Below are 20,276 nucleotides of genomic sequence, written 5' to 3'. Positions count from 1 at the left end.
GGTTTATACCGTCGCAACGTCTTCCGCGAAGAAGCGGCGGCGCGCGTGTTCGTCGGTTGGATTGTCGGGGCCGCGGCCCTGCAGGTCGGGCACGCGCTGCGGCTCTTTCGCGAGATGCGGCAACACACGCGCCCTGCGCGCATCGGCGAGCGCGCCCGTTTCGTACATCAATTGCGTCAGCCAGTCTTCGATACGATGCAGCGCTGCATAGTACGCATCGTGCTGACGCGCATAGTCTTCGGCTGCTGCGTGCCAGTCGTCGTTCGATAGCAGACAGTCGCGCAACACGCGCACGTCGCGCAGCGTCAACGCGAGTCCGCAGCCGAACGACGGATCGGACGTCGCCGCCGCGTCGCCGATCAGCGCGACGCCATCGCGATATGGATGCTTGACCCAGCAATCGGCGCCAGGATAAGCCGCGAGCGGCCCCGTCGTGCGTGCGTCCGCGTACCATTCACGCGGCACGCCCGTTTCGACGGATAGGTCGATGAAGGTCTGCGCGTTGTGACTGCCGCTCAACGGATGCTCGCGCGTCCCCGCGCCGTAGATGAAATACGAGCGATAGCGCCGCTCGCCGAGTGGAAAGATCAACGCGCTTCGTGCTGCGGATGGCTGCTGGAAATAGTGAACGGTGTCATCGGGCGTATCGAGATCTTCATGCAGCACGCCGGCTATGATGAGGCGCGACGCGTCCTGATTCTGCGTGAAGCCTGCGAGCCGTCGCATGACGGAACGGCGGCCATCCGCGCCGATCACCAGCTTCGCCTGTAAACGCTCGTCGCCGTTCTCCGTACGTATCAGGAGAACCGGTGCATCGCCCGTTTCGAGTCCGACTACCGTCACGCCTCGCCTGATTACGGCGCCCGCATCGCGCGCCGCATCGAGCAGCGTCTGCTGCATTGACGGATGATAGAAGTTGAAGCAGCCGTTGTTCGTCGGCGTGGTGGCGATCAGATCGCGGGTGTCGCGTGCTGTGCCGTTCAGATAGCGTTTCCACCAGCGGACTTCGCACGCGCCGCTGTCGCGCATCAGCGCGTCGATGCCGAGCGCGCGCGCTTCCGCGACGCCCCACGGCAGCATGCCTTCGCCGCGCACGCGGTCCTTGAAGGCCAGCTCGCGCTCGACGATCAACACGCGAGCGCCGTGCATCGCAAGCGCGCGGCCGAGCGTTGCGCCGCCCAGGCCGCCGCCTGCTATCACGACATCCCAGTGACTCTGTGACATGTTCGACGATCCTCGACGGTAGCCGCTATCAGTTGAACGGACACCCGTCGCGCGTTTTGCAACCGTGGGCGTCGGGCGATTACGGCGTCGGCGGATGCAGGCGGCCGTCGTCGCCGAGTACGAGGCCTTGCCATGTCGCGGGCTTGCCGGACAGTTCCCACGCGGCGATCTGGGGCGGCGTTCTGCCGATGCCGCCGCGCACGTTCGCAAGCGCGGCGCGGTCGAGGGTTGCGTTGACGGACAGATCTTTGATGGTGAGCGTGTTCATCATCTTGCTCCTTCGGCGTGAAGCCCGCTTGCTTGCGGGATTGCCCATTCAAAGGCAGAGACCATGCCAGGCACGTCGAGCCCGCGGCGACAGGACTGTTCGCGCAGAAGTGATGGAAGTGGACCAACAAAAGCTCACTGCATGTCGGCGCGAAACCGTGGATAGGTGAGCGTTTACGGGAGCGGTTCGCGTTGGCGCTACGCAAAGGCCGAAGCATAAAAAAAGCCGCCCGAAGGCGGCTCGCGTAGCAGTCAGCTCGAAGCGCTTACTGCTTCACGCCTTCCGTCTGGATATGCAGCACGGTCTTCGTGTTGAAGCCATACGACTTGCCCCAGTCCATGCCGAAGTCCGCGCGATCGAACGTGGCCGTCGATTCCGCGCCGCACACTTCGCGCTTGAGCATCGGGTTGATGAAGCACTTGAACGATTCGATCTTCAGGTTCAGCGGCTTCGTCACGCCATGCATCGTCAGCGTGCCGATCACCTCGACGGGCGTGTCGCCGTCGAAGCGGATCTGCGTGCCCTTGTAGGTCGCCGTCGGGTACTTCGCCGCGTCGAAGAACTCGGGCGTTTGCAGATGCTTGTCGAGCTTGTCGTTGCCCGTATCGATCGACGTCGTGTCGATCGTCACGTCGACCGTGCCCGTCTTCGCTGCGCGATCGAGCGTCACCGTGCCGCTCGACTTCTTGAACTTGCCGCGCCACACCGAGATGCCGCCGAAGTGATCGGCTTCGAAGCTCGGGTACGTGTGGTTCGGATCGAGCTGGTACGTATCGGCTGCCATTGCATTGAACGACATGCCCGCGATCAGCGCGCCCGCTGCGATCAACAGTTGTTTCTTCACGTTATTCTCCTAAGTTGATGAGTGTGCCCCGCGCGCTTAATGCTGTGCGGCGACGATGTGAAACTTGATGACGACGTCGTCGGCGACCACCGACGTATCTTTCCATTCGCCCGAGCCGATGTCGTACTGCGTGCGTTTGATGGGCAGCGAGCCGTCGAACGTCTGCGTCGCGCCCTGCTGCGTGATTGAAACAGGCACCGTGACCGTCTGCGATTTGCCCTTGATGGTCAGCTTGCCCGTGACCTTGTACTGATTACCGCCTGCGGGCGCGATCGCTGTCGAAACGAAGGTCGCTTTCGGGAACGTCGCGCTGTCGAACCATTCCTTGCCGCGCACCTGCTTGTTGTATTCGGGGTCGCCGAGGTCGTAGCTGTCGGTGTCGATCGACAGATTCGCGCTGCCTGCCGTCGGCTTCGCGGGATCGAATGTCAGTTGTGCGTTGAACTTCTTGAACGTGCCGTCGACGGGCACGTTCATCTGCTTCGATGTCGCGACGACCGTGCTCTTGCCCGCATCGACTTGCGCGAACGCCGGCGACGCGGCGGCGAACAGAACGGCGGCGGCGCCCGCCAGCACGCGGCGATAAGAGTAGTTCTTCATGTTCATTCGATGATCCAGCGTAAGTTCAACGTGAAAGCGCCTTGAAAAGCGCGCTCATTTGAGGAAGGGAATCATGCGTGCCAGCAGTCCGTCGCGTTCGACGAACTGATGCTTGAGCGCCGCAAGCACATGCATTGCGAACAGCACGAGCAGCGTGTAGTTCAACGCGATATGCGTGGTGCGCAGAATGGCCTTCAGCGCCTGATCGGGGCCGATGAAAGTCGGCAGCGGCAGCACGCCGAGGTACACGACCTGCACGCCCGCCGCCGAGCTGAAGAAGTAGCCGGTGATTGGAATGGCAAGCATCAGCACATAGAGCAGCGCGTGCGTCGCGTGCGCGGCGGCCTTTTGCCAGGCGGGCATCGCGACGGGCATCGGCGGCGCTGCATGCGTTGCGCGCCACACGACGCGCAGCACGGCCAGCGCGAACACGGTGACGCCGATCCACTTGTGCCACGAGACGTATTTGAGCTTCGTCGGCGTGAAGCCCGGAATGTCCGTCATGATCCAGCCGAGATAGAAGCCGCAGATCATCAGCAGCGCGATCAGCCAGTGCAGCGCAATGGCCGTGCGGCTGTAGCGCAGACTCTTACCTGCGCTTTGAGAAGAAGCGTGGGACGTCATAGGCAATCGAGGACCTTCGCGTGTTCTGTTCACTGTGGAGTGCGACGTAATGACGCCGCTTCCGATTGAACGCGAATGGTAGTGGGCGAATCTGCCTATGAATAGCTAGGTGCGGGAGAACAGATCGTTGCGGTGATGCGAGCAATCATTTAACAATCACGTCGATTACTTGCACCTCGATTCACGATACGCGTTTTCGGCTTCCTGACGCCGGTAATAACCTTGCAAGGTGGTTTCCGGTTCACCGCTGTAGCCGCCGAACTTCGGAACGACGGCGTTTGCCCGATCTTGCTCCGGTGGACGGAAAGACTCGATATAGTTGTGGATGATCTCTCTACAGCGCCTTTCGAAGTCCGAGTCGTCTTTGGGTGGTGTGGCCATGGACCTGTCGAAGTTCTGCTGGAGCGGGCTGCGATACGTGTTGTTGGGAGAGTCGGTCGCACGTGGTTTCTCGGCGGCTTGCGCAATGGCGTTACACGACAGTGTGACGATGCAAAGCGGAATGAGTAAGACCCGGGCGTCCATGATCGTGGATAGTGGCCAGCGATGGGGCCGAGTATAGGCACCGAACGGTGCACTTCGACACTGAGAAAAATCAACGAATCGGCACTGTCAGCAAGAACATGCGTACATTGAACACATGCACGGGACGAGGCAAAGGATCGATGGATCACCGAACCTTTGCGCTTTAGCAATGTGGCGCGGCGCTTCAGCCAGAACGCGAAGCCCAAAAAGCGTGCTGTACCTGCATGATTTCTTCTTCTACTTCCGCGACAGGGCCGATCAGATCGACACGCTTCTGACAATGATCGTAGACGTATCGCGACGATACGCTCATCGTCGGATTTTCCGCATGATTGCCGGTGGCTTGCAACAGGCGCTCTTCCGTCATCCCGAACACCACGCGGCCGATGTTCGCCCAATACGCTGTACCTGCACACATGCAGCACGGTTCGACGGTCGTATAGAGCGTGCAACTCCACAGATATTGCGGCGTGAAGTTGAGCGCAGCAATGCGCGCAAGCACCGATTCCGCATGATTGACGGTATCGACGTTGCCTTGTTCGATCAGCACGGTCTCCTGATCCGGGCCGACGAGAATCGCGCCGAACGGATGATGGCCCATCAGTGTCGCGCGCTCCGCCACGACGCTCGCACGACGCAGATGACGCACGATCTGTTCGCGCGTCGGCGCAAGCCCCTGCTCGGGGAAGTCCGACGCGTTCTGTTTCGAGGGATTGGTCAGGCTCAAACGGTGTCTCCTCCGTGATTGTTCACGTGAGCGTTACTTCGGCAGCGATCCGTCGACGCCCTGCACGAACCAGTTCAGCCGTAACAGATCCGCATCCGACAGCGACTTGCCCGCTGCCACCTTGATCACGCCGCCTTGATCCTTGATCGGCCCGGAGAACGGGTCGAACTTGCCTGCGATGATGTCGTCGCGCTTCTGCGCCAGCGCTTTCTGCGCGGTAGGCGACACGGCTTGCGTGTTGATGCTCGCGAGGTCGATCGCTTTTTCCTTGAGACCCCACCACGTCGGCGCGTTGGTCCACTTGCCCGACTGCACCTGCTCGATCAGATGCGAATAGTAGACACCCCAGTAACTCACGCATGCGCCCAGTTGCGCGTTGGGCCCGAACTGCTTCATGTCCGAATCCCAGCCGAACGCATGCACCTTCTTCTGCTCGGCCGTCTGCATCGTGGCCGTCGAATCGGTGTTCTGGATCAGCACGTCGGCGCCCTGGCCGATCAGCGTTTCGGCTGCCTGCTTCTCCTTGCCCGGATCGAACCATGTGTTGATCCATACTACCTTCACCTTCGCGTTCGGATTGACCGAGCGCGCACCCATCGTGAATGCATTGATGTTGCGCACCACTTCCGGCACGGGCACCGACGCAACGAAACCGAGCGTGTTGCTCTTCGTCGTATAGCCGCCGACGAGCCCCGCGAGATAGGCGCTCTGATAGGTGCGCACGTCGTAGGTCGCGAAGTTCGCGGCTTTCTTGTAGCCGGTTGCGTGCTCGAAGACGATATCGGGGTAGTCCTTGGCGGTCTTCAGTTCGAAGTCCTGGAAGCCGAAGCTCGATCCGACGATGATCTTGTTCCCCTTGCTCGCGAGGTCGCGGAACACGCGCTCCGAATCCGCCGATTCGGGCACGTTCTCGACGCGCGTCACTTTGATCTTGTCACCGAACTTCGTCTCGATCGACTTCACGCCTTGCTCGTGCGCGTAGGTCCAGCCGGCGTCGCCGGGATTGCCGAGATAGACGAATGCGACGCCGAGCGGTTCCGCGGCCAGGGCGGCCGTGCTCAACACGGCAGTGGCGCCGAGGGCGGCCAGAAGCGCAGCAGGAAGACGCAGCGAGCGCATGACTGCGCGAGCCATTCTTATTTTCATGAAATCTCCGGAGACGGGAAAAGGGGAGTCAGCAGAGATGGTCGTAAGCCAATATCGAGGTCGAAATTGAAATCCGTTATGCGCTCTATAACGGAATTGATATGAAGGATGTCATGCCCGGGTCAGGGCAGGTTCAGTTGCCACGACACGCCGAAGCGGTCGCTGACCCACGCGAACCGGCGGCTGAAGCCGTAGTCGTCGAGCGGCATCAGTTGCGCGCCGCCTTCGGACAGCGCCGCGCACAGCTTCTCCTGCTGCGCTTGCGAATCGCAGTCGACGAACAGCGAGAACGCCGGCGTGAACGTGAAGTCGTGCCTCGCGATGCTGTCGGTGCACATCACCGTTTGCCCCGCGACATGGAACGTGCCTTTCATCACCGAACCTTCGTGCCCCGGCGCGTCCGACGCGTAATGGACGATTTCGACGATCCGGCCGTCGTCGAATAGCGATATGTAGAACTTCATCGCTTCTTCGGCGTTGTGGTCCTGGAACAGCAGGAATGGACGGGCGGTCGTCATCGCGATGTCTCCGGAATGGTGAGCTTGCCTGTCATCGATACGCTCACGATTGCGCTTCAGGTGAGACTATCCGGGAGCCGCGCAACGGTGAGTTGGCTCGCAACCCGCACGGCACTGTAGCGAAAGGTGAGGTTATTCGGGACCCGTTCGAACATTGCGTGCAGCTAGCCGGTGACGATCATCAGCACGCCCGTGACGGTCAGCGCGCCGCACCAGAGCCAGTCGAAATTGACCCAGCCACGGCGCAGCATGCCGAGCCCGAGATACTGATAGGCGGCAAGCGCGATCGCGCTTGCCGTCGCGAGCGTGACGACGGTATGCACAGCCGTCACCTGACCGACCGATTCGAGCGAACTGCCGACGGGCACCCCCGCGCCGCACAGCGGCAACAGCGCGGGCAGCAGCATCAATCCCGCGCCGTGCATCGTCGCCATCGCTGCCGACCACAGCGCGAGCCCGACGAAGCCAGCCGTCATGCCGACGCGCACGCGCTGCTTGTGTCCATAGAAATGGTGATACGCAGCCCACGCGATCAGCAGCACGCCCATCACCGTGCGCAGATGTTCGGTGTGCGTGAAGAGCCCGAGCGCGACGGCCGACGTCGTCACGAACATCACGGAGACGGCATGCCCGAGCGCGAGCGGCGGCAGCGCCATCAGCAGGGCCTTACGGCTGCCATGCTGAAGCCCGAGCGCGGCCGCGAACAGCCAGCCCATCGCTGGGTTCACGCCATGAAAAATGCCGCTGCCGATCACCGTTGCCCACACGCCGTTCATTGCATGCTCACGGATAGCAATATGAATCCGACGACGCATCGCCGCCTTCCAGCCGGATCTGATGCGGACGATGCGACTTCGGCCAGTCGACGAAGAAGTCGTTCGCCACGGTGAGGCCGCCGTTCTTCCCGGCGTCGAGCTTGACCATCCAGCCGTCGATCCCTTCCGTATAGAACTGCTCGTCAATCGCGCCGTACAGCGAGTTGGTGAAGTACACGCGGCTACCGTCGCGGCTCACTTCGACCATCTGCGGGCCGCCGTTCAGCGGGCGCTCGCCTGCTGCCGGATGCGTCGCCCGCGCGGCAATGCCGCCGATGCGCACCGTGCCCGTCAATTCAGGCTTCATCGGATCGGAGACGTCGTATTGCCTCAGGTCGCCCGTGCCCCAGCACGACACGTACAGAAAGCGGTCATCGAGCGACAGCGCGATATCCGTGACGAGCGGCGGCACGGCTCCGAAGCCTTTGAGCATGGGCGGAAGCAATGAGGCGTCGGCGGGCTCGGCGGGAATCTCGATCACCTTGCGCGCGGCCCATTGGTCGCCGTCGCGATACCACGTCCAGATCGACGCCGACAGGTCCTTGAGGCTGATCACCGAATTGACGAAGCCGTAGGCTTTGGTCGGATCGTGTGCGGGGCGCAGTTCGAACACCAGCTGGTTCTCCGCGCCGAAGTCGACGACCTGCTTGTGCTTGCGCGTATTCATGTCCCAGAAGTGCAGCCGATGCCCGTACTTGCCGCCCAGCAGCACTTCCGGCACGAGGCCATTCTCGAACGTCGCGGGCAGGCCCCATTCGCTCGTCACGACGGTGTCGTAGCCGAGATGCCACCAGCCGTCGTACGACAGCTCCTGCGGGCCGCGATCGATTTCCCACTGGCCGCGAATATCGAAGGTCTCGTGATCCATCAGGAAAATGCCGCCGGGCGCTTCGCCCTGCGCATTCGCGAGCGACACCACATAGATGCCCGCCGGCCCGCAGTGCACGGTATGCGGGCGCGTATAGCCCGCCTTTTCCGCGACTTCCGCAGGTTCGAGCACGCGTACGATCTGCGGCTGCCGTTTGTCGGGCTTCGTATCGAGAATATGGATGCGCGACGAGCGCAGCCCCGGCACGACGAGATAGCGACGCTCCGTATGCGGATGCGGCGCGTTCGGACACAGGCACGAGCTGCACGCGTTCCAGCCGAAGTGATGCAGCTCGTCGCCCGTATTGGGCATCGCCACGCGGCCGACGATGCGCCCATATTCCGCCGAGCCCGGATCGACATCGACGACGGCGAGCTCGTCGGGCGTTTCGCGCGACGGATCGAAGCTCGCCACATACGCGACAGTTTCCTTCGGCGCGCTGCTTGCCATGCGCGCGGAAGGATAGAAAGTCGGATCGGGTTTCCATGTCGCCATAACTCATCTCCGGAAGATGTTGCGATGCGGCACGCGGGTCGCGCGCGCCATCTATGAAAACGGCACGAGCGTTTGAACTTTTCACTGTAGGCAATTTCGCGGCGGCTTGCGGGATTGTTCGTAATGGCGTGAAGTGTTTTTATGCATGCGCTCAAGCGGAGCCGATGTTTTTGCATCGGTCTGGATGTCGAAGCGCCAGCCGGCTATGCGTAAACGCCGCGCAGATTAAAATGATGCGATTCCACGTTTTCTCTCGCCGCTTCTGGCCGTACTCCGATCATGCGTTCATGGCGTCTCGACCGTCCCGTTTCTCAAGGGCAGCTGGATCTCAGCCGTGCGACGGGCCTCGTATCGTCGATCGGCAGCGACGATTCGAATGCGCTCGCCGCAGAAGTGCTGAAACTGCTCGGCGACATCGCGGCGATTTCGCAGTGCACGATCTTCGCGTACGAGTTCGGTAACCGGCCGCGTACTGTTTCTGTGGCGGACCATCGCGGCGGGCGTTTTCTGCGCGACGTGGCGGATACTTACGCGCGCCACTTCTATGCGCTCGACGGCAACCAGAAGATCGTTTCGTCGGCGCGCAACGACAAGGCCGGCTCGACACTCGTGCTGCATCAGCAGACGAGCGAAGACATTCTCAACGAAGCGTATCGCGCGGCGTGTTATCAGCAGCCGAACGTGTCGGACCGCGTGTCGCTGCTCGTGCAGCCGACGCCCGATATCTGGCTCTCGGTGAACCTGTATCGCGACCGACGCTTCGGCAATTACCATCCGCGCGAGATCGCGTTGATCGAAGCGATGGCGCCGTTGATCGCGCACGCGGCGAAGCATCACTACGCGATCTGCGGCCAGCGTGATCTGGCGATCTCGCATCTGATGCTCGCGCGCGTGCGCGGCCTCTGTCCCGAACTGTCGAAGCGCGAACTCGACGTGCTGACGGGCGTGCTCGAAGGACGCACCGCGCAGGAAATCGGCGACACGATGGGCATCAAAGCGACGAGCGTCGTCACCTATCAGAAGCGCGCATTTCGACGGCTCGGCATTTCGAGCCAGCGGCAGCTGTTCGCGCTGTGCATTGGGCCGGGCAAGGCCTGACGCATTCCTCTGTTTTCAGCACGCATTTCCGCTGACCTATCCGCGTTTTCCCCAGGCCTTAACAGGCCCCACGTTGTACCCAAAATGAGGACAGGCAGCACATAGCCGCGCTCCATACTGCGACGCATCAGAAAGCGACAACATCGGAGACAACGGTATGGACACCTCCTCGCGAGCCGGCGCGCTGCATGCGACGCCTGCCACCACCGCGCCGCATGCGCACGAACAGCCGGTGATCGCCAAGGTATCGCGGCATCTGCTGGGGTTCCTGTTCGTGCTGTTTTTCTTCTCGTTTCTCGACCGCATCAACATCGGCTTCGCCGGCCTGACGATGATGAAGGACCTCGGGCTCACGAGCACGCAATTCGGTCTCGCGACGACGCTCTTCTACGTCGCCTACATCGCGTTCGGCATTCCGGGCAACGTCGTGCTGGCGCGCATCGGCGCGCGCAGGTGGATCGGCACGATCATGATTGCGTGGGGGCTTGCGTCGACGGCGACGATGTTCGCGTCGAGCCCCGGCACGCTGTACGTGTTGCGCGTGCTGGTCGGCGTGACGGAAGCGGGCTTTCTGCCAGGCATTCTGCTGTATCTGACCTACTGGTTTCCGGCCGCGTACCGGGCGCGCGCCAATGCGCTGTTCATGATTGCGATGCCCGTGACGGCCGCGGTTGGTTCGGCGTTGTCGGGCTTCATTCTTGGACTCGACGGGACGCTCGGGTTGAAGGGCTGGCAATGGCTCTTCCTGCTCGAAGGCTTGCCGTCGGCGATTCTCGGTCTTGTCGTGTATGCGTATCTCGACGACAGCCCGCAAAAGGCGCGCTGGCTCGATGATGAAGAGAAGCGCACGCTTGCCGCGGCACTTGCTGCGGAACATAAGCAGAGCGCTACTGTGAGTGCTCATACGAATGATCAGAAGAGCATCGTCAGTGAACTGCTGTCGCCGGCTGTCGTGAAGTTCGCGATTGCGTACTTCTGCCTCGTGAACACGCTGGCAATGGTTGCCGTGTGGACGCCGCTGATCGTGAAGAGCTTCAGCGCGGATGCGAGCAATCGAACGATTGGCTTGCTCGCCGCGATTCCGCAGGTGTGCACGATCGTCGCGATGATCTGGTGGGGACGCCGCTCGGACCGCAAGCAGGAACGCAAATGGCATCTGATGATTCCGATGCTGTTCTCCGCTGCGGGCTGGCTGTGCACCGCATACTCGACGAATCCGGCGATGCGCATGTTCGGCGTGTGCCTCGCGTCGGCGGGTTCGTACACGGCGATGTCGATCTTCTGGACCACGCCGGATCACGCGTTGAGCTTTCGCGCACGCGCCATTGGCATTGCCGTGATCAACGCGACGGGCAATATCAGTTCGGCGCTCAACCCGCTGATCGTCGGATGGCTGCGGGACGCGACGCACAGTTTCTCGGCGGGGCTGCTGTATTCGGCGGTGCTGCTGGTGATCGGCGTGGTCGTCGTCACGCTGCTGCCGATGGATAAACGCGAAGCGCCACCTGCGCGGCTCGCCTGAAGGAATCGATCTGGAGCATTCGATGAACAAGCAATTCAAACCGTATCCGTTCGCTGGGAAAAAGTACGCAGCGCGCTTGCCGCAACTGACGCAGGGTGTGGACGCGCAGCGTCACGCGGTGACGATTGTCGGCGGCGGGCCCGTCGGACTGGCTGTCGCCCTCGGTCTCGCAAATCACGGCGTGCGCTGCGTGCTGATCGAAGCGGACGATTCCGTTTGCTATGGCAGCCGCGCAATCTGTATTTCACGCCGTAGCCTGGAGATCATCGAACGGCTCGGCGCACTCGACGGCTTTCTGAAAACAGGCTTGCCGTGGACGGGCGGACGCAGCTTCTATCGCGATACGGAAGTGCTGCACTTCACGATGCCGCAGGACGAAAACCAGAAGCTGCCGCCGATGGTCAACCTCGCGCAATATCACATCGAACAGTTCTTGCTCGATGCAGCGGAGAAGCGCGCCGATCTGATCGATATCCGCTGGCAGACGCGGGTGAAGTCGATCGATTCGCGCGACGATGGCGCAACGCTTCAATTGACCACGCCTGATGGCGACTACGCGCTAGAGACGGATTGGGTCGTCGCCGCCGATGGCGGGCGCAGCACGATCCGCGAAGCGCTCGGCTTGCAGTTGCAAGGCACGAGCTACGAAGGGCGCTATGTGATCGTCGATATCGAACTGCAAAGCGATCGTCCGACGGAGCGTCTCGCGTATTTCGATCCTTCGTCGAATCCGGGCTCGACCGTGCTCGTGCACAAGCAGCCGGATAACGTGTGGCGTATCGACTATCAGTTGCGCGACGGCGAAGACGCGGAGCAGGCTGTGAAGCCTGAAAACGTGATGCCGCGTGTGCAAAGCCTGCTCGATATGATGGGCGAGAAAGGCGACTGGGCGCCGATCTGGATCACGATCTACAAGGCCAATGCGTTGACGCTCGAGCGTTATCGTCATCAGCGCGTGATGTTCGCGGGCGATGCCGCGCATCTCGTGCCGATCTTCGGCGTGCGCGGCGCGAACTCGGGTATCGATGATGCGGACAATATCGCTTGGAAGCTGGCGTTTGTTGTGAAGGGATTGGCATCGGCGAAGTTGCTCGATAGCTATTCGGATGAGCGTGTTGCCGCTACGCATGAGAACTTGAGTTATGGCACGAAGAGTACCGAGTTCATGGCGCCGCCGTCGTTTGCATTCGATCTGATGCGCAAGGCTGTGTTGAGTCTTGCTGTGAAGCATCCGGGTGTGCGCTCACTGATTAATCCGCGGCAGACGTCGGCGATTACTTATGTGCAGTCGCCGCTGAATGTCGCCGATGGCGATGCGTTTGCTGCGGGGCCTGTGCCGGGGGCGGTGCTTGCCGAGTTTCCGGTGACGATTGCTGAAGGTGGGCATGCGCGTGAAGCGCATTTGACTGATCTCGTCGGTGTGCGGTTTACGGCGCTGTGTTTTAGTGAAGAGGGCGAGGTGTCCGCTGATTTCACTGCGCTTGCGCAAGCGATGCGTGAACGCGGCGTGCCGTTCAAGGTCGTGTCGCTGAGCGCGCGTTTGCATCCGCAAGCGCAGGGCGTGCATGCGTGGGATCACACGGGACGCATCTTCGAGCGTTATGACGCGAAGCCGGGCACCGTGTATCTAGTGCGCCCGGATGGGCATGTGTTGGGGCGCTGGCGCAATGCGAGCGCGGATGATGTCGAGACCGCGATTGCGCGCGCGCTTGCTTGATCAACCGATTCAACGAATGGAGAACGCGATGACCGATGCAGAACTCGATACCGTCTATACGCGGCTGTGCAAGACGATGACTCAAGTCGGCGAGGCTAATGCGCCAATGTTTCTGGCGCGGTTTGCGCTGCTGGCGATTGAGAAGATTGGCGATGCGGATGCGTCGCTGAAGTTGATCGAGGCGGCGGGGGAGGGGGCAAGCGAATAGCCACATCTCCTTGCCGATCCCGTTGATGTCACGCGCCGCGCGTTTTCGCTGGCGCGTTCGTCTTACTCCGTTTCACGGCTTTCCCCCGCATCCAGTTCCCTGATCAACGCATCCACCGCCACATAGAGATCGCCGACAACCTTCGCACCAACTTTGTCTTCCAGCGCGCGATATTCCGCTTCGAGCATCGGCTTCATCCGCTCGACGATCTCCACACTCTGCGCAGTCAGCGACACGCGCACGCGCCGTTGATCGTCCTCAAAGCGCTCTTTCGTCACATGGCCAAGATCTTCCATGCGCGCAAGCACGCCCGCGAGACTCGGACTCGAAATCGTGCACAGCGCGCATATCTGCCGGGGCTCCAGCGGCCCGTTCTCGTGCAGCGCGCGAATGATGCGCCATTGCTGCTCGGTCAGCCCCTGCGCCGTGAGCAACGGACGAAAGCGCGCCATCATGAGTTCGCGCGCGCGCAGCAGCAGCATCGGCAGATTGCGATGCATCGCGAGAGGCGTGGCAGAGCGGGATCGGGTCGTCACCATTGATATCCAGGCGGGAAAAAGCAATTCGCTAGGATATAAGTAAATCTAGTTCGGTAACAGCCGGGTATTAAGGATTTTCTTTAGCGTGCCTGGTGTTCTGGAAGGCTTCGGCGGATTTTTGACGCTGACTACAATAAGGAAATCAGCGCCGCGTCCATGGAAATCCACGGACTGTCGCGTCCAGCCGACGAAAACGCCCAGGACAAACCCTCGGAAGTATTTTCCCGACCGCTTGGTCGGTTTATTCTACGCAACTTGGCGGTTTTTTTGAGATTGTGGGGGCACCGTGTACGTCCATCACCAGTTCTTCAACGATGCCGATGACCACGCGGCCGCGCTGCGGGGTTGGGATCAGCGTTACGACCAGATCGGTTCAGGCACGTTTCGCAGCGCGGTGAAGCAGATCGAGCTGGACGGCGTGCAGGTGTTCCACGAGTCGGCGAATCTGCGTGTCGTGCAGCGCGGGCAGTTGCCGGTCAATCATATGACGTTTGGCATTCCGCTCGCGGGCGCGGGGGCATTCTCGTTCGGCGGCGTGCGGATCGATCGCGGCGGGTTCGTGATGGCGCAAGGCGGCACGCCGTTCGAGTTCCATTCGCCCGACGACATGGCGCTGATCGGCGTCGTGGTCGATTCAGACATGCTGCAAGGCGTCGCCGATTGCGCGGGCGTCGAACTCGACGACAATCTCTTTCGCCGCACCGTACTCGATATTCCGAACGCCGCTTGCACGCGCGCGGGGCTGCAGCTCGCGACGCTGATCGAACGCGTGCTGGCGCAGCCCGACGCCTTCGACGACATCCGCGCGCAGCACGCGGTGCGCAATCAGGTGAGCGAGGCGCTCGTCGATCTGCTCGCGTATCACGTGCCCGCATCGTCAAACCGGCTGACATATGCGTGTCAGGCCGATATCGTGCGCCGCATTCACGACTTCGTGATCAACCATCCCGACGAGCTCATCGACATTCAAAGCCTCTGCACGCAATTGCGCGTGAGCCGGCGCACGGTGCAGAACAGTTTTCAGGCTGTCGTGCAAACCAATCCGCTGACCTACGTGCGCTCGTTGCGGCTCGGGCAGGTGCGGCGTCTGTTGCTCGATACGCGCCAGGCTGACCTCTCTGTCAGCGATGCCGCCGCGCAATGGGGATTTGTGCACCTCGGGCATTTCGCCAATGCGTACAAGGCGCAGTTTGGCGAGTTGCCTTCGCACACGGTTCGACGGTCGTCACGCGCGATTCCGGCGCGATGAGTGCCGCGCGAGCGCATCCGTTCGCAGTGCCTTCGCAACAAAAAAAGAATCCGCGTTCGCGAGAACGCGGATTCAAAGGCACGCTTGAGCGGAGACTGCAAGCGGCTTGATCGTCAACAGACCTTGACGAGGAGAGAGTGGTCAGTCGCGCTTAGCCGTGGTTGTGCGCGGGATTGCGGCACGCACCCGCCTGCACGTTCGAGTCGTTCCACGCCGAGCCGAGAATGATGCTGCAGAAGTTCAGGCGTTTGTATTCCGGGTCTTTCAGCGCGAGCACATCGGCCTTCACGTTGCCGAACGTCGTCAGCGGCTTGTGTTTCGTGCCGTTCGCGAACGCATCGATGATGTTTTCCTTGAAGCTCTCGCCGCGCGGATGCGCTGCGACGATCAGCTTGCGGTCTTCCGTCGAGAACTCGTCGTAGGCGAGACCCAGCACATCCATTTCGACGCCGGCCGTCACCAGCGCGACCACGGGTTTCTTGTACTGCGGAATGCCCGGTGTCGTGTGCAGCGCGATCGAGTCCCACACCATGTCGATGTCGTTTTCGTCGATGCCGTAGCCCTGCAGAAAATTGCGCGCAACATTCGCGCCGTCGACTTCGAAGCGATCGTGCGCGCTGCTGTATTTCTCCATCAGGCCCATGTCATGGAACATCGCGCCGATGTACAGCAACTCCGGGTCGTACTTCAGTTGCTTGCGCTCGCCTGTCAGCGCGCCGAACAGGAACACGCGGCGCGAGTGGTGATAGAGCAGATCGGTTTCGGTGTCGCGCACGAGTTGCGTCGCTTCGCGCGCCATCTTGCTGTCGGGGATCTTGATGCCTGCGATGATTTCGCTCATTTCGGGTTCTCCAGAACGTGATCGGTGGTGGCCGTTCGCTGTGTCGAAGTGAGCGATCGGCGTGTGATCAAAGTGTAGGGAGAGCCCTCGTGCGCGGCAAAAGCATTGATACACGCGATGCTGCCAACTGCGCGCGGTTTTCTGCCAGGGCCGGCGGAATGTGCTTCAGGTGAGGGTTTACGGGAGCCTGAACAGTGAGTGGTGGTTGCCGGCTCAACTATGTCCGATGATTTCGCGCACGCACGGTTCGCGTGTACGACGCGATCATTGTCGCGAGTTCCTGGGCGGCGGGTGTGAGCGGCGCGGCGGCGCGTTGCAACACGCAGACGTCCTGCGCGGCGACGCGCTCGCGCACGTCGATCGTGGTCAACACGCGCGCGAACGGCCCGCGCTTCGTCACCACGGCTGCCTCCAGCGACAGACAATCCGTCTCGCTCACCAGATGCAGTGACTCGAACAGCCCTTCGACGGTCGAGACGATTCTCGGCGGCGCGAGACGGTGACTCGCGAACAGATCGTTTAGGCGGTGCGCTTGCGGATCGTCGGTGAGATTGGGCGAGCGCGTCGCGATCCACGAGCAATCCGCGAGTTCGGCAAGCGACTTCGCATGCGCCATCGGATGACCGCGCCTGCATACGACGACGGGATCGGACGGATACAGCTTTGTCACGGAGAGGTCGGTCGTATCCGTGTGCTTCGAGACCAGCGCGACGGCGAAATCGAGCGTGCCTTCGCGTATCCACTGAATCATCATCCGCGACGTGCCCGTGCGCATGTGCGCGGCCACGCGCGGAAAGCGCTCGCGAAACTCGGTCAGCACGGGCGCGCCCGCGTCGATCAGTGGCTCGGTTGTCATGCCGAACGTGACCTGTCCGGTGTACTCGCCGCGCAGTTGCTGCGCTTCATGTTCGGCGCGCGCGCATTCGCCGAGGATCGTCGCCGCGCGTTGCAGCATGCGCTGCCCGATCGCCGTCAGCGCGATGCCGCGATTGGTGCGCGTGATGAGCGTGGCGCCGAGCATCGATTCGAGATTCTGCAATTGCTGCGTGATCCCGCTTTGCGCGATACCGAGCGCGCGCGACGCGGCGCGGATGCTGCCGTGCTCGGCCACGGCCGTGAACACGCGAAGTTGGGAAATGGTCAGGGCCATCGTCGACAGGGGCGGAAAAGCGGGCGATCAGAAGAAGTGATCATGATAGACAGATTTGCACTTTTTTGTATCACTGGCGCATCGTAGGATCGGCTCAGAATCCATCCCGTCACAGCCGACCGATAGGCCCGTTAGCCATGAAGACTTCGCTGATACTTCTCCTTGTCGCACTGGGCTTCGCAAGCCAGGGCGCGTTCGCACGCGATAACGACACGATTCGTCTCGGCATCGACCCGACCTATCCGCCGATGGACGCGAAATCCCCCGACGGCAGTCTCAAGGGCTTCGACGTCGATCTCGGCAATGAAATCTGCAAGCGCATTCACGCGCGCTGCGAATGGGTCGAACTGGAGTTCTCCGGCATGATTCCGGCGCTGCAGGCGCGCAAGATCGACGCGATCATGTCGTCAATGGCGATCACCGCGAAGCGCGAGCAGCAGATTCTCTTTTCGTCGAAGCTGTTCCAGTTCAAATCGCGGCTGGTGGCGAAGCAGGGCACCGCGCTGAACGGCAGCGCGCCCACGACGCTCGCCGGCAAGCAGATCGGCGTGCAAACGGGCACGCAGTTCGAGTCGTTCGCGCAGTCGCACTGGGCGCCCGCGGGCGTGCACGTGGTGGCGTACAAAGGCCAGGACGAGGTATTCAGCGACCTGGTCAACGGACGCCTGGACGGCGCGTTGCTCGGCACCGTCGAAGCCGACTACGGCTTCCTGCGCACGCCGCAAGGCAAGGGCTTCGCGTTCGTCGGCGAGCCGCTCGATATGGGCGATCGCGGCGTCGGCATCGGCTTGCGCAAGGACGAAGCCGCGTTGCAGACGTCGATCAACACCGCAATCGCGTCGATGCGCAAAGACGGCACCTACGCGCAGATCGCGCACAAGTATTTCGACTTCGATCCGTACGGTAACTGATCCGGTTACACGTCGAACGACATTCAGAAGAGTCACATGAACAGGCAATCGATTCCGCTTCTCTCGCCCGCCGTGGGTACGTCACGCGAACTCGTCGCGTTTCATTTCGGCCCGCAAAACAGCGGGCAAAAGATTTATATCCAGTCGTCGCTGCACGCGGACGAAACGCCCGCGATGCTCACGACGGTGCTGCTCAAGCGGCGCCTCGTCGAGCTCGAAGCGCAAGGCCTGCTGAAAGCCGAAATCGTGCTCGTGCCCGTCGCGAACCCCGTCGGGCTTGGGCAACATGTGCTCGGCCAGTTCATCGGCCGTTTCGAAACGGGCAGTGGGAAGAACTTCAACCGGCACTTCATGCAGTTCACGACGCTGCTGGATCGCGCGAAGGACCGCCTCGGCGCCGATGCGCGGGAGAACCGCAATCTGATCCGTGAGCTGGTGCGTGAGCAACTGGATGCGCAAAAGCCGCTCACCGAGTACGAGTCGTTGCAACTCGCATTGCTGAAGCTCTCTTATGACGCGGACGTCGTGATCGATCTGCATTGCTCGCTCGAAGCGGTGATGCACGTCTACACGAGCGAAGCGGGCTGGCCGGAGATCGAGCCGCTCGCGCGCTATCTGCGCTCGGAAGCGTCGCTGCTCGCAACGGACTCGGGCGGCCAGGCGTTCGATGAAACGCACAGCCTTTTGTGGTGGCATTTGCAGCAACAGATGCCCGCTGGGAAGCCGGTGACGACGGGCACGGTTGCGGTGACGATCGAATGCCGTGGACAGCGTGACGTATCGTATGAAGTTGCGCAGCAGGACGCCGACGCGCTCGTCGACTATCTGACACATCGCAAGGCGATCGAAGGCGGCGCGAAGCCGCTGCCGGAACTGCCGACGCCCGCGACGCCGCTCGCGGGCAGCGAGCAGTTCTACGCGCCCGTTAGCGGCATCCTCGTGCATCGCGTGAAGATTGGCGACTGGATTCGCGTCGGCGACGCGCTGTTCGATATCGTCGATCCGTTGACGGACGAAACCACGACGATCACCAGCAATACGGAAGGCGTGCTCTATATGCGGCGCGCGATCCGTTTCGTGACAGCGGGCGCACCGCTTGGCCGCGTGACGGGGAAACAGGCGTTCCGCACCGGCGTGCTGCTCGGCGCGTGAGGCGCGTCGAGTTTAGGCGCATAAACTCTGCGCCTCGGCGCCGGCTGGCCGTTCGCGGCGTCCGACGTTTTGGGCATGCGGTTTAGGCGCATAAACCCCGCGCCTCCGCGCGGGTTAGCTGTTCGCGACGTGCGGCGTTTGGGGCATGCGGGTCAGGCGCATAAACTCTGCGCCTCACCGCGTGCTGGCCGTTCGCGACGCGCTACGCTTCGAGCACATGGTTTAGACCCATAAACTCGCCGCAACCCGCACGGCAAAGCACAACGCGACGTGAAACCCCCATCGCGTCGCACCGCACTCACCTCACAACATCAAGCCACATTGAACCGCGCAGCCGGCGCCGTACGCGACAGATTCGGCCCAAGCGCGGTGCGCGCCGACTCGAACGCTTGCCAGTCGGCGTAATCCGGCAGCGACGGAATCGTCGCGAGTTCGCCCTGATCGAAGCCGACGAGCGACGCATCCACCATCTGTTCCGCCGACATCACGATGCCTCGCTCTTCGACGGCCTCGATCGGCACGCCCGCGACGCTCCAGAATTCGGTGCGCGTCGCGCCCGGCAAAACGGCTTGCACCTTCACACCCTTGCTCGCCAGTTCGTGATGCAGCGATTGGGTGAACGCCAGCACGAATGCCTTCGTACCACCGTAGACGCCATTCAGGATCTCGGGCGCCACTGCCACAATCGACGCAATGTTGATGACGTTGCCGCCGCCACGCGCGACAAAGCCGGGCGCGATGGCGTACGTGAGCCGCGTCAGCGCGACGACGTTCAGCTTGATCATCGCTTCCATCTTGTCGACGTCGGAATCCACCAGCGGCGCCGCGGCGCCAACGCCCGCGTTGTTCACCAGCATCGTGATGCTCGCGTCGGTGCGCAGCACGTTTTCGACGCGGCGGATATCGGCGTCGTCGTTCAGATCGGCGGCGACGATTTCTACCGAGCGGCCCGTTTCGTTCGAGATTCGCGTCGCCAGTTGTTCGAGGCGCGCGCGGTTGCGGGCAACGAGGATCAGGTCATAGCCACGGCGTGCGAGGCGATCCGCGTAGATTGCGCCGATGCCCGACGAGGCGCCCGTCACGACGGCCGTGCCGAGGTTCGCTGCGGTATTGGAAGAATTCGACATATCAATGCTCCTGAGGTCAGAGGGCGCAGGCGACGCGGCGTCGTCTGCATGACCGTCAGATTAGGTGCATACTCACATGGCCTCAATGTCGTAGATGCCTCTTTTTCA

22 protein-coding genes are annotated in these 20,276 nt (G+C 61.8%); 7 read left to right on the top strand and 15 right to left on the bottom strand.

Features of this window, described 5'->3' with window-relative positions; genetic code table 11:
* Positions 1-3: 3 nt before the first annotated feature.
* The 11 genes from SB822_RS04905 to SB822_RS04855 all read right to left on the bottom strand — a co-directional run bounded on the left by SB822_RS04905 (position 4) and on the right by SB822_RS04855 (position 8,654).
* Entirely contained in the window at positions 4-1,224 is a 1,221-nt protein-coding gene (locus tag SB822_RS04905; RefSeq protein WP_114222081.1) for an FAD-dependent oxidoreductase, read from the bottom strand.
* 79 nt (positions 1,225-1,303) lie between these two features.
* Positions 1,304-1,492 (bottom strand): hypothetical protein, encoded by a 189-nt coding sequence (locus SB822_RS04900; RefSeq protein WP_007582851.1) that lies wholly within the window; start codon positions 1,490-1,492, stop codon positions 1,304-1,306.
* 265 nt (positions 1,493-1,757) lie between these two features.
* Entirely contained in the window at positions 1,758-2,336 is a 579-nt protein-coding gene (locus tag SB822_RS04895) for a YceI family protein (protein WP_007732781.1), read from the bottom strand.
* A gap of 36 nt (positions 2,337-2,372) precedes the next feature.
* Positions 2,373-2,936 carry a YceI family protein gene (locus tag SB822_RS04890; protein WP_007582849.1) on the bottom strand — a complete coding sequence of 188 codons (564 nt, stop codon included), beginning with the start codon at positions 2,934-2,936 and terminating at the stop codon, positions 2,373-2,375.
* A gap of 54 nt (positions 2,937-2,990) precedes the next feature.
* On the bottom strand, positions 2,991-3,560 hold the full coding sequence (locus SB822_RS04885; protein WP_007582848.1) for a cytochrome b: 570 nt from the start codon (positions 3,558-3,560) through the stop codon (positions 2,991-2,993).
* Between the two features lie 165 nt (positions 3,561-3,725).
* Positions 3,726-4,085 (bottom strand): hypothetical protein, encoded by a 360-nt coding sequence (locus tag SB822_RS04880; protein ID WP_086918309.1) that lies wholly within the window; start codon positions 4,083-4,085, stop codon positions 3,726-3,728.
* A 184-nt stretch (positions 4,086-4,269) separates the two neighbouring features.
* Entirely contained in the window at positions 4,270-4,812 is a 543-nt protein-coding gene (locus SB822_RS04875; protein WP_410854180.1) for a nucleoside deaminase, read from the bottom strand.
* Between the two features lie 33 nt (positions 4,813-4,845).
* Complete coding sequence (locus SB822_RS04870) at positions 4,846-5,958, bottom strand: BMP family ABC transporter substrate-binding protein (protein WP_085954613.1); 1,113 nt, start codon at positions 5,956-5,958, stop codon at positions 4,846-4,848.
* Between the two features lie 122 nt (positions 5,959-6,080).
* The gene (locus tag SB822_RS04865; RefSeq protein WP_079487609.1) at positions 6,081-6,476 is read right to left on the bottom strand and encodes a VOC family protein; all 396 of its coding nucleotides are present in this window, start codon (positions 6,474-6,476) and stop codon (positions 6,081-6,083) included.
* Between the two features lie 164 nt (positions 6,477-6,640).
* The gene (locus tag SB822_RS04860; RefSeq protein ID WP_236674237.1) at positions 6,641-7,291 is read right to left on the bottom strand and encodes a hypothetical protein; all 651 of its coding nucleotides are present in this window, start codon (positions 7,289-7,291) and stop codon (positions 6,641-6,643) included.
* A complete protein-coding gene (locus tag SB822_RS04855) occupies positions 7,260-8,654 on the bottom strand; it encodes a selenium-binding family protein (RefSeq protein ID WP_410854179.1) in 1,395 nt (464 codons plus the stop codon). Before SB822_RS04855 ends, SB822_RS04860 begins: the two co-directional genes overlap by 32 nt.
* Before the next feature lie 279 nt (positions 8,655-8,933).
* Here SB822_RS04855 and SB822_RS04850 point away from each other — a divergent pair, with 279 nt between their 5' ends.
* The 4 genes from SB822_RS04850 to SB822_RS04835 all read left to right on the top strand — a co-directional run bounded on the left by SB822_RS04850 (position 8,934) and on the right by SB822_RS04835 (position 13,199).
* On the top strand, positions 8,934-9,752 hold the full coding sequence (locus tag SB822_RS04850) for a helix-turn-helix transcriptional regulator (RefSeq protein ID WP_007582841.1): 819 nt from the start codon (positions 8,934-8,936) through the stop codon (positions 9,750-9,752).
* 157 nt (positions 9,753-9,909) lie between these two features.
* The gene (locus SB822_RS04845; protein WP_079487611.1) at positions 9,910-11,274 is read left to right on the top strand and encodes an MFS transporter; all 1,365 of its coding nucleotides are present in this window, start codon (positions 9,910-9,912) and stop codon (positions 11,272-11,274) included.
* Positions 11,275-11,296: 22 nt separating this feature from the next.
* Complete coding sequence (locus SB822_RS04840) at positions 11,297-12,991, top strand: FAD-dependent oxidoreductase (RefSeq protein WP_007582837.1); 1,695 nt, start codon at positions 11,297-11,299, stop codon at positions 12,989-12,991.
* 28 nt (positions 12,992-13,019) lie between these two features.
* Entirely contained in the window at positions 13,020-13,199 is a 180-nt protein-coding gene (locus tag SB822_RS04835) for a hypothetical protein (RefSeq protein ID WP_007733968.1), read from the top strand.
* 62 nt (positions 13,200-13,261) lie between these two features.
* On the opposite strand, the gene hpaR is transcribed toward SB822_RS04835, so the two are convergent.
* The gene (hpaR, locus tag SB822_RS04830; protein ID WP_207633946.1) at positions 13,262-13,738 is read right to left on the bottom strand and encodes a homoprotocatechuate degradation operon regulator HpaR; all 477 of its coding nucleotides are present in this window, start codon (positions 13,736-13,738) and stop codon (positions 13,262-13,264) included.
* A gap of 286 nt (positions 13,739-14,024) precedes the next feature.
* On the opposite strand from hpaR, the gene SB822_RS04825 reads away from it, so the two are divergent.
* The gene (locus SB822_RS04825) at positions 14,025-14,987 is read left to right on the top strand and encodes a helix-turn-helix domain-containing protein (protein ID WP_007582831.1); all 963 of its coding nucleotides are present in this window, start codon (positions 14,025-14,027) and stop codon (positions 14,985-14,987) included.
* Between the two features lie 151 nt (positions 14,988-15,138).
* Here SB822_RS04825 and SB822_RS04820 read toward each other — a convergent pair whose 3' ends face one another.
* Complete coding sequence (locus SB822_RS04820) at positions 15,139-15,828, bottom strand: HD domain-containing protein (protein ID WP_086918312.1); 690 nt, start codon at positions 15,826-15,828, stop codon at positions 15,139-15,141.
* A gap of 217 nt (positions 15,829-16,045) precedes the next feature.
* Positions 16,046-16,978, bottom strand: coding sequence for a LysR substrate-binding domain-containing protein (locus tag SB822_RS04815; protein ID WP_007582828.1), 933 nt, complete (start codon positions 16,976-16,978; stop codon positions 16,046-16,048).
* A 137-nt stretch (positions 16,979-17,115) separates the two neighbouring features.
* Here SB822_RS04815 and SB822_RS04810 point away from each other — a divergent pair, with 137 nt between their 5' ends.
* Entirely contained in the window at positions 17,116-17,889 is a 774-nt protein-coding gene (locus SB822_RS04810; RefSeq protein ID WP_007582827.1) for a transporter substrate-binding domain-containing protein, read from the top strand.
* 36 nt (positions 17,890-17,925) lie between these two features.
* Positions 17,926-19,041 carry a succinylglutamate desuccinylase/aspartoacylase family protein gene (locus tag SB822_RS04805; protein WP_007733974.1) on the top strand — a complete coding sequence of 372 codons (1,116 nt, stop codon included), beginning with the start codon at positions 17,926-17,928 and terminating at the stop codon, positions 19,039-19,041.
* Positions 19,042-19,352: 311 nt separating this feature from the next.
* Here SB822_RS04805 and SB822_RS04800 read toward each other — a convergent pair whose 3' ends face one another.
* Positions 19,353-20,168: an SDR family NAD(P)-dependent oxidoreductase gene (locus SB822_RS04800; RefSeq protein ID WP_007582824.1), complete on the bottom strand. Its 816-nt coding sequence runs from the start codon at positions 20,166-20,168 to the stop codon at positions 19,353-19,355.
* Between the last annotated feature and the right edge of the window lie 108 nt (positions 20,169-20,276).

Source organism: Paraburkholderia sp. SIMBA_054, assembly GCF_046534875.1.
GTDB classification, from domain to species: Bacteria; Pseudomonadota; Gammaproteobacteria; order Burkholderiales; family Burkholderiaceae; genus Paraburkholderia; species Paraburkholderia hospita.
This window is presented reverse-complemented; position numbering and strand designations above follow the sequence as displayed.

Excerpts from the sequence above, each read along its gene's own strand:
- SB822_RS04820 (WP_086918312.1), bottom strand. The coding sequence starts at position 15,828 with ATGAGCGAAATCATCGCAGGCATCAAGATCCCCGACAGCAAGATGGCG.
- SB822_RS04865 (WP_079487609.1), bottom strand. The coding sequence starts at position 6,476 with ATGACGACCGCCCGTCCATTCCTGCTGTTCCAGGACCACAACGCCGAA.
- SB822_RS04840 (WP_007582837.1), top strand. The coding sequence starts at position 11,297 with ATGAACAAGCAATTCAAACCGTATCCGTTCGCTGGGAAAAAGTACGCA.
- SB822_RS04860 (WP_236674237.1), bottom strand. The coding sequence starts at position 7,291 with ATGCGTCGTCGGATTCATATTGCTATCCGTGAGCATGCAATGAACGGC.
- SB822_RS04815 (WP_007582828.1), bottom strand. The coding sequence starts at position 16,978 with ATGGCCCTGACCATTTCCCAACTTCGCGTGTTCACGGCCGTGGCCGAG.
- SB822_RS04890 (WP_007582849.1), bottom strand. The coding sequence starts at position 2,936 with ATGAAGAACTACTCTTATCGCCGCGTGCTGGCGGGCGCCGCCGCCGTT.
- hpaR (WP_207633946.1), bottom strand. The coding sequence starts at position 13,738 with ATGGTGACGACCCGATCCCGCTCTGCCACGCCTCTCGCGATGCATCGC.
- SB822_RS04810 (WP_007582827.1), top strand. The coding sequence starts at position 17,116 with ATGAAGACTTCGCTGATACTTCTCCTTGTCGCACTGGGCTTCGCAAGC.
- SB822_RS04885 (WP_007582848.1), bottom strand. The coding sequence starts at position 3,560 with ATGACGTCCCACGCTTCTTCTCAAAGCGCAGGTAAGAGTCTGCGCTAC.
- SB822_RS04880 (WP_086918309.1), bottom strand. The coding sequence starts at position 4,085 with ATGGACGCCCGGGTCTTACTCATTCCGCTTTGCATCGTCACACTGTCG.
- SB822_RS04805 (WP_007733974.1), top strand. The coding sequence starts at position 17,926 with ATGAACAGGCAATCGATTCCGCTTCTCTCGCCCGCCGTGGGTACGTCA.
- SB822_RS04900 (WP_007582851.1), bottom strand. The coding sequence starts at position 1,492 with ATGAACACGCTCACCATCAAAGATCTGTCCGTCAACGCAACCCTCGAC.
- SB822_RS04800 (WP_007582824.1), bottom strand. The coding sequence starts at position 20,168 with ATGTCGAATTCTTCCAATACCGCAGCGAACCTCGGCACGGCCGTCGTG.
- SB822_RS04845 (WP_079487611.1), top strand. The coding sequence starts at position 9,910 with ATGGACACCTCCTCGCGAGCCGGCGCGCTGCATGCGACGCCTGCCACC.
- SB822_RS04855 (WP_410854179.1), bottom strand. The coding sequence starts at position 8,654 with ATGGCGACATGGAAACCCGATCCGACTTTCTATCCTTCCGCGCGCATG.
- SB822_RS04870 (WP_085954613.1), bottom strand. The coding sequence starts at position 5,958 with ATGAAAATAAGAATGGCTCGCGCAGTCATGCGCTCGCTGCGTCTTCCT.
- SB822_RS04850 (WP_007582841.1), top strand. The coding sequence starts at position 8,934 with ATGCGTTCATGGCGTCTCGACCGTCCCGTTTCTCAAGGGCAGCTGGAT.
- SB822_RS04835 (WP_007733968.1), top strand. The coding sequence starts at position 13,020 with ATGACCGATGCAGAACTCGATACCGTCTATACGCGGCTGTGCAAGACG.
- SB822_RS04905 (WP_114222081.1), bottom strand. The coding sequence starts at position 1,224 with ATGTCACAGAGTCACTGGGATGTCGTGATAGCAGGCGGCGGCCTGGGC.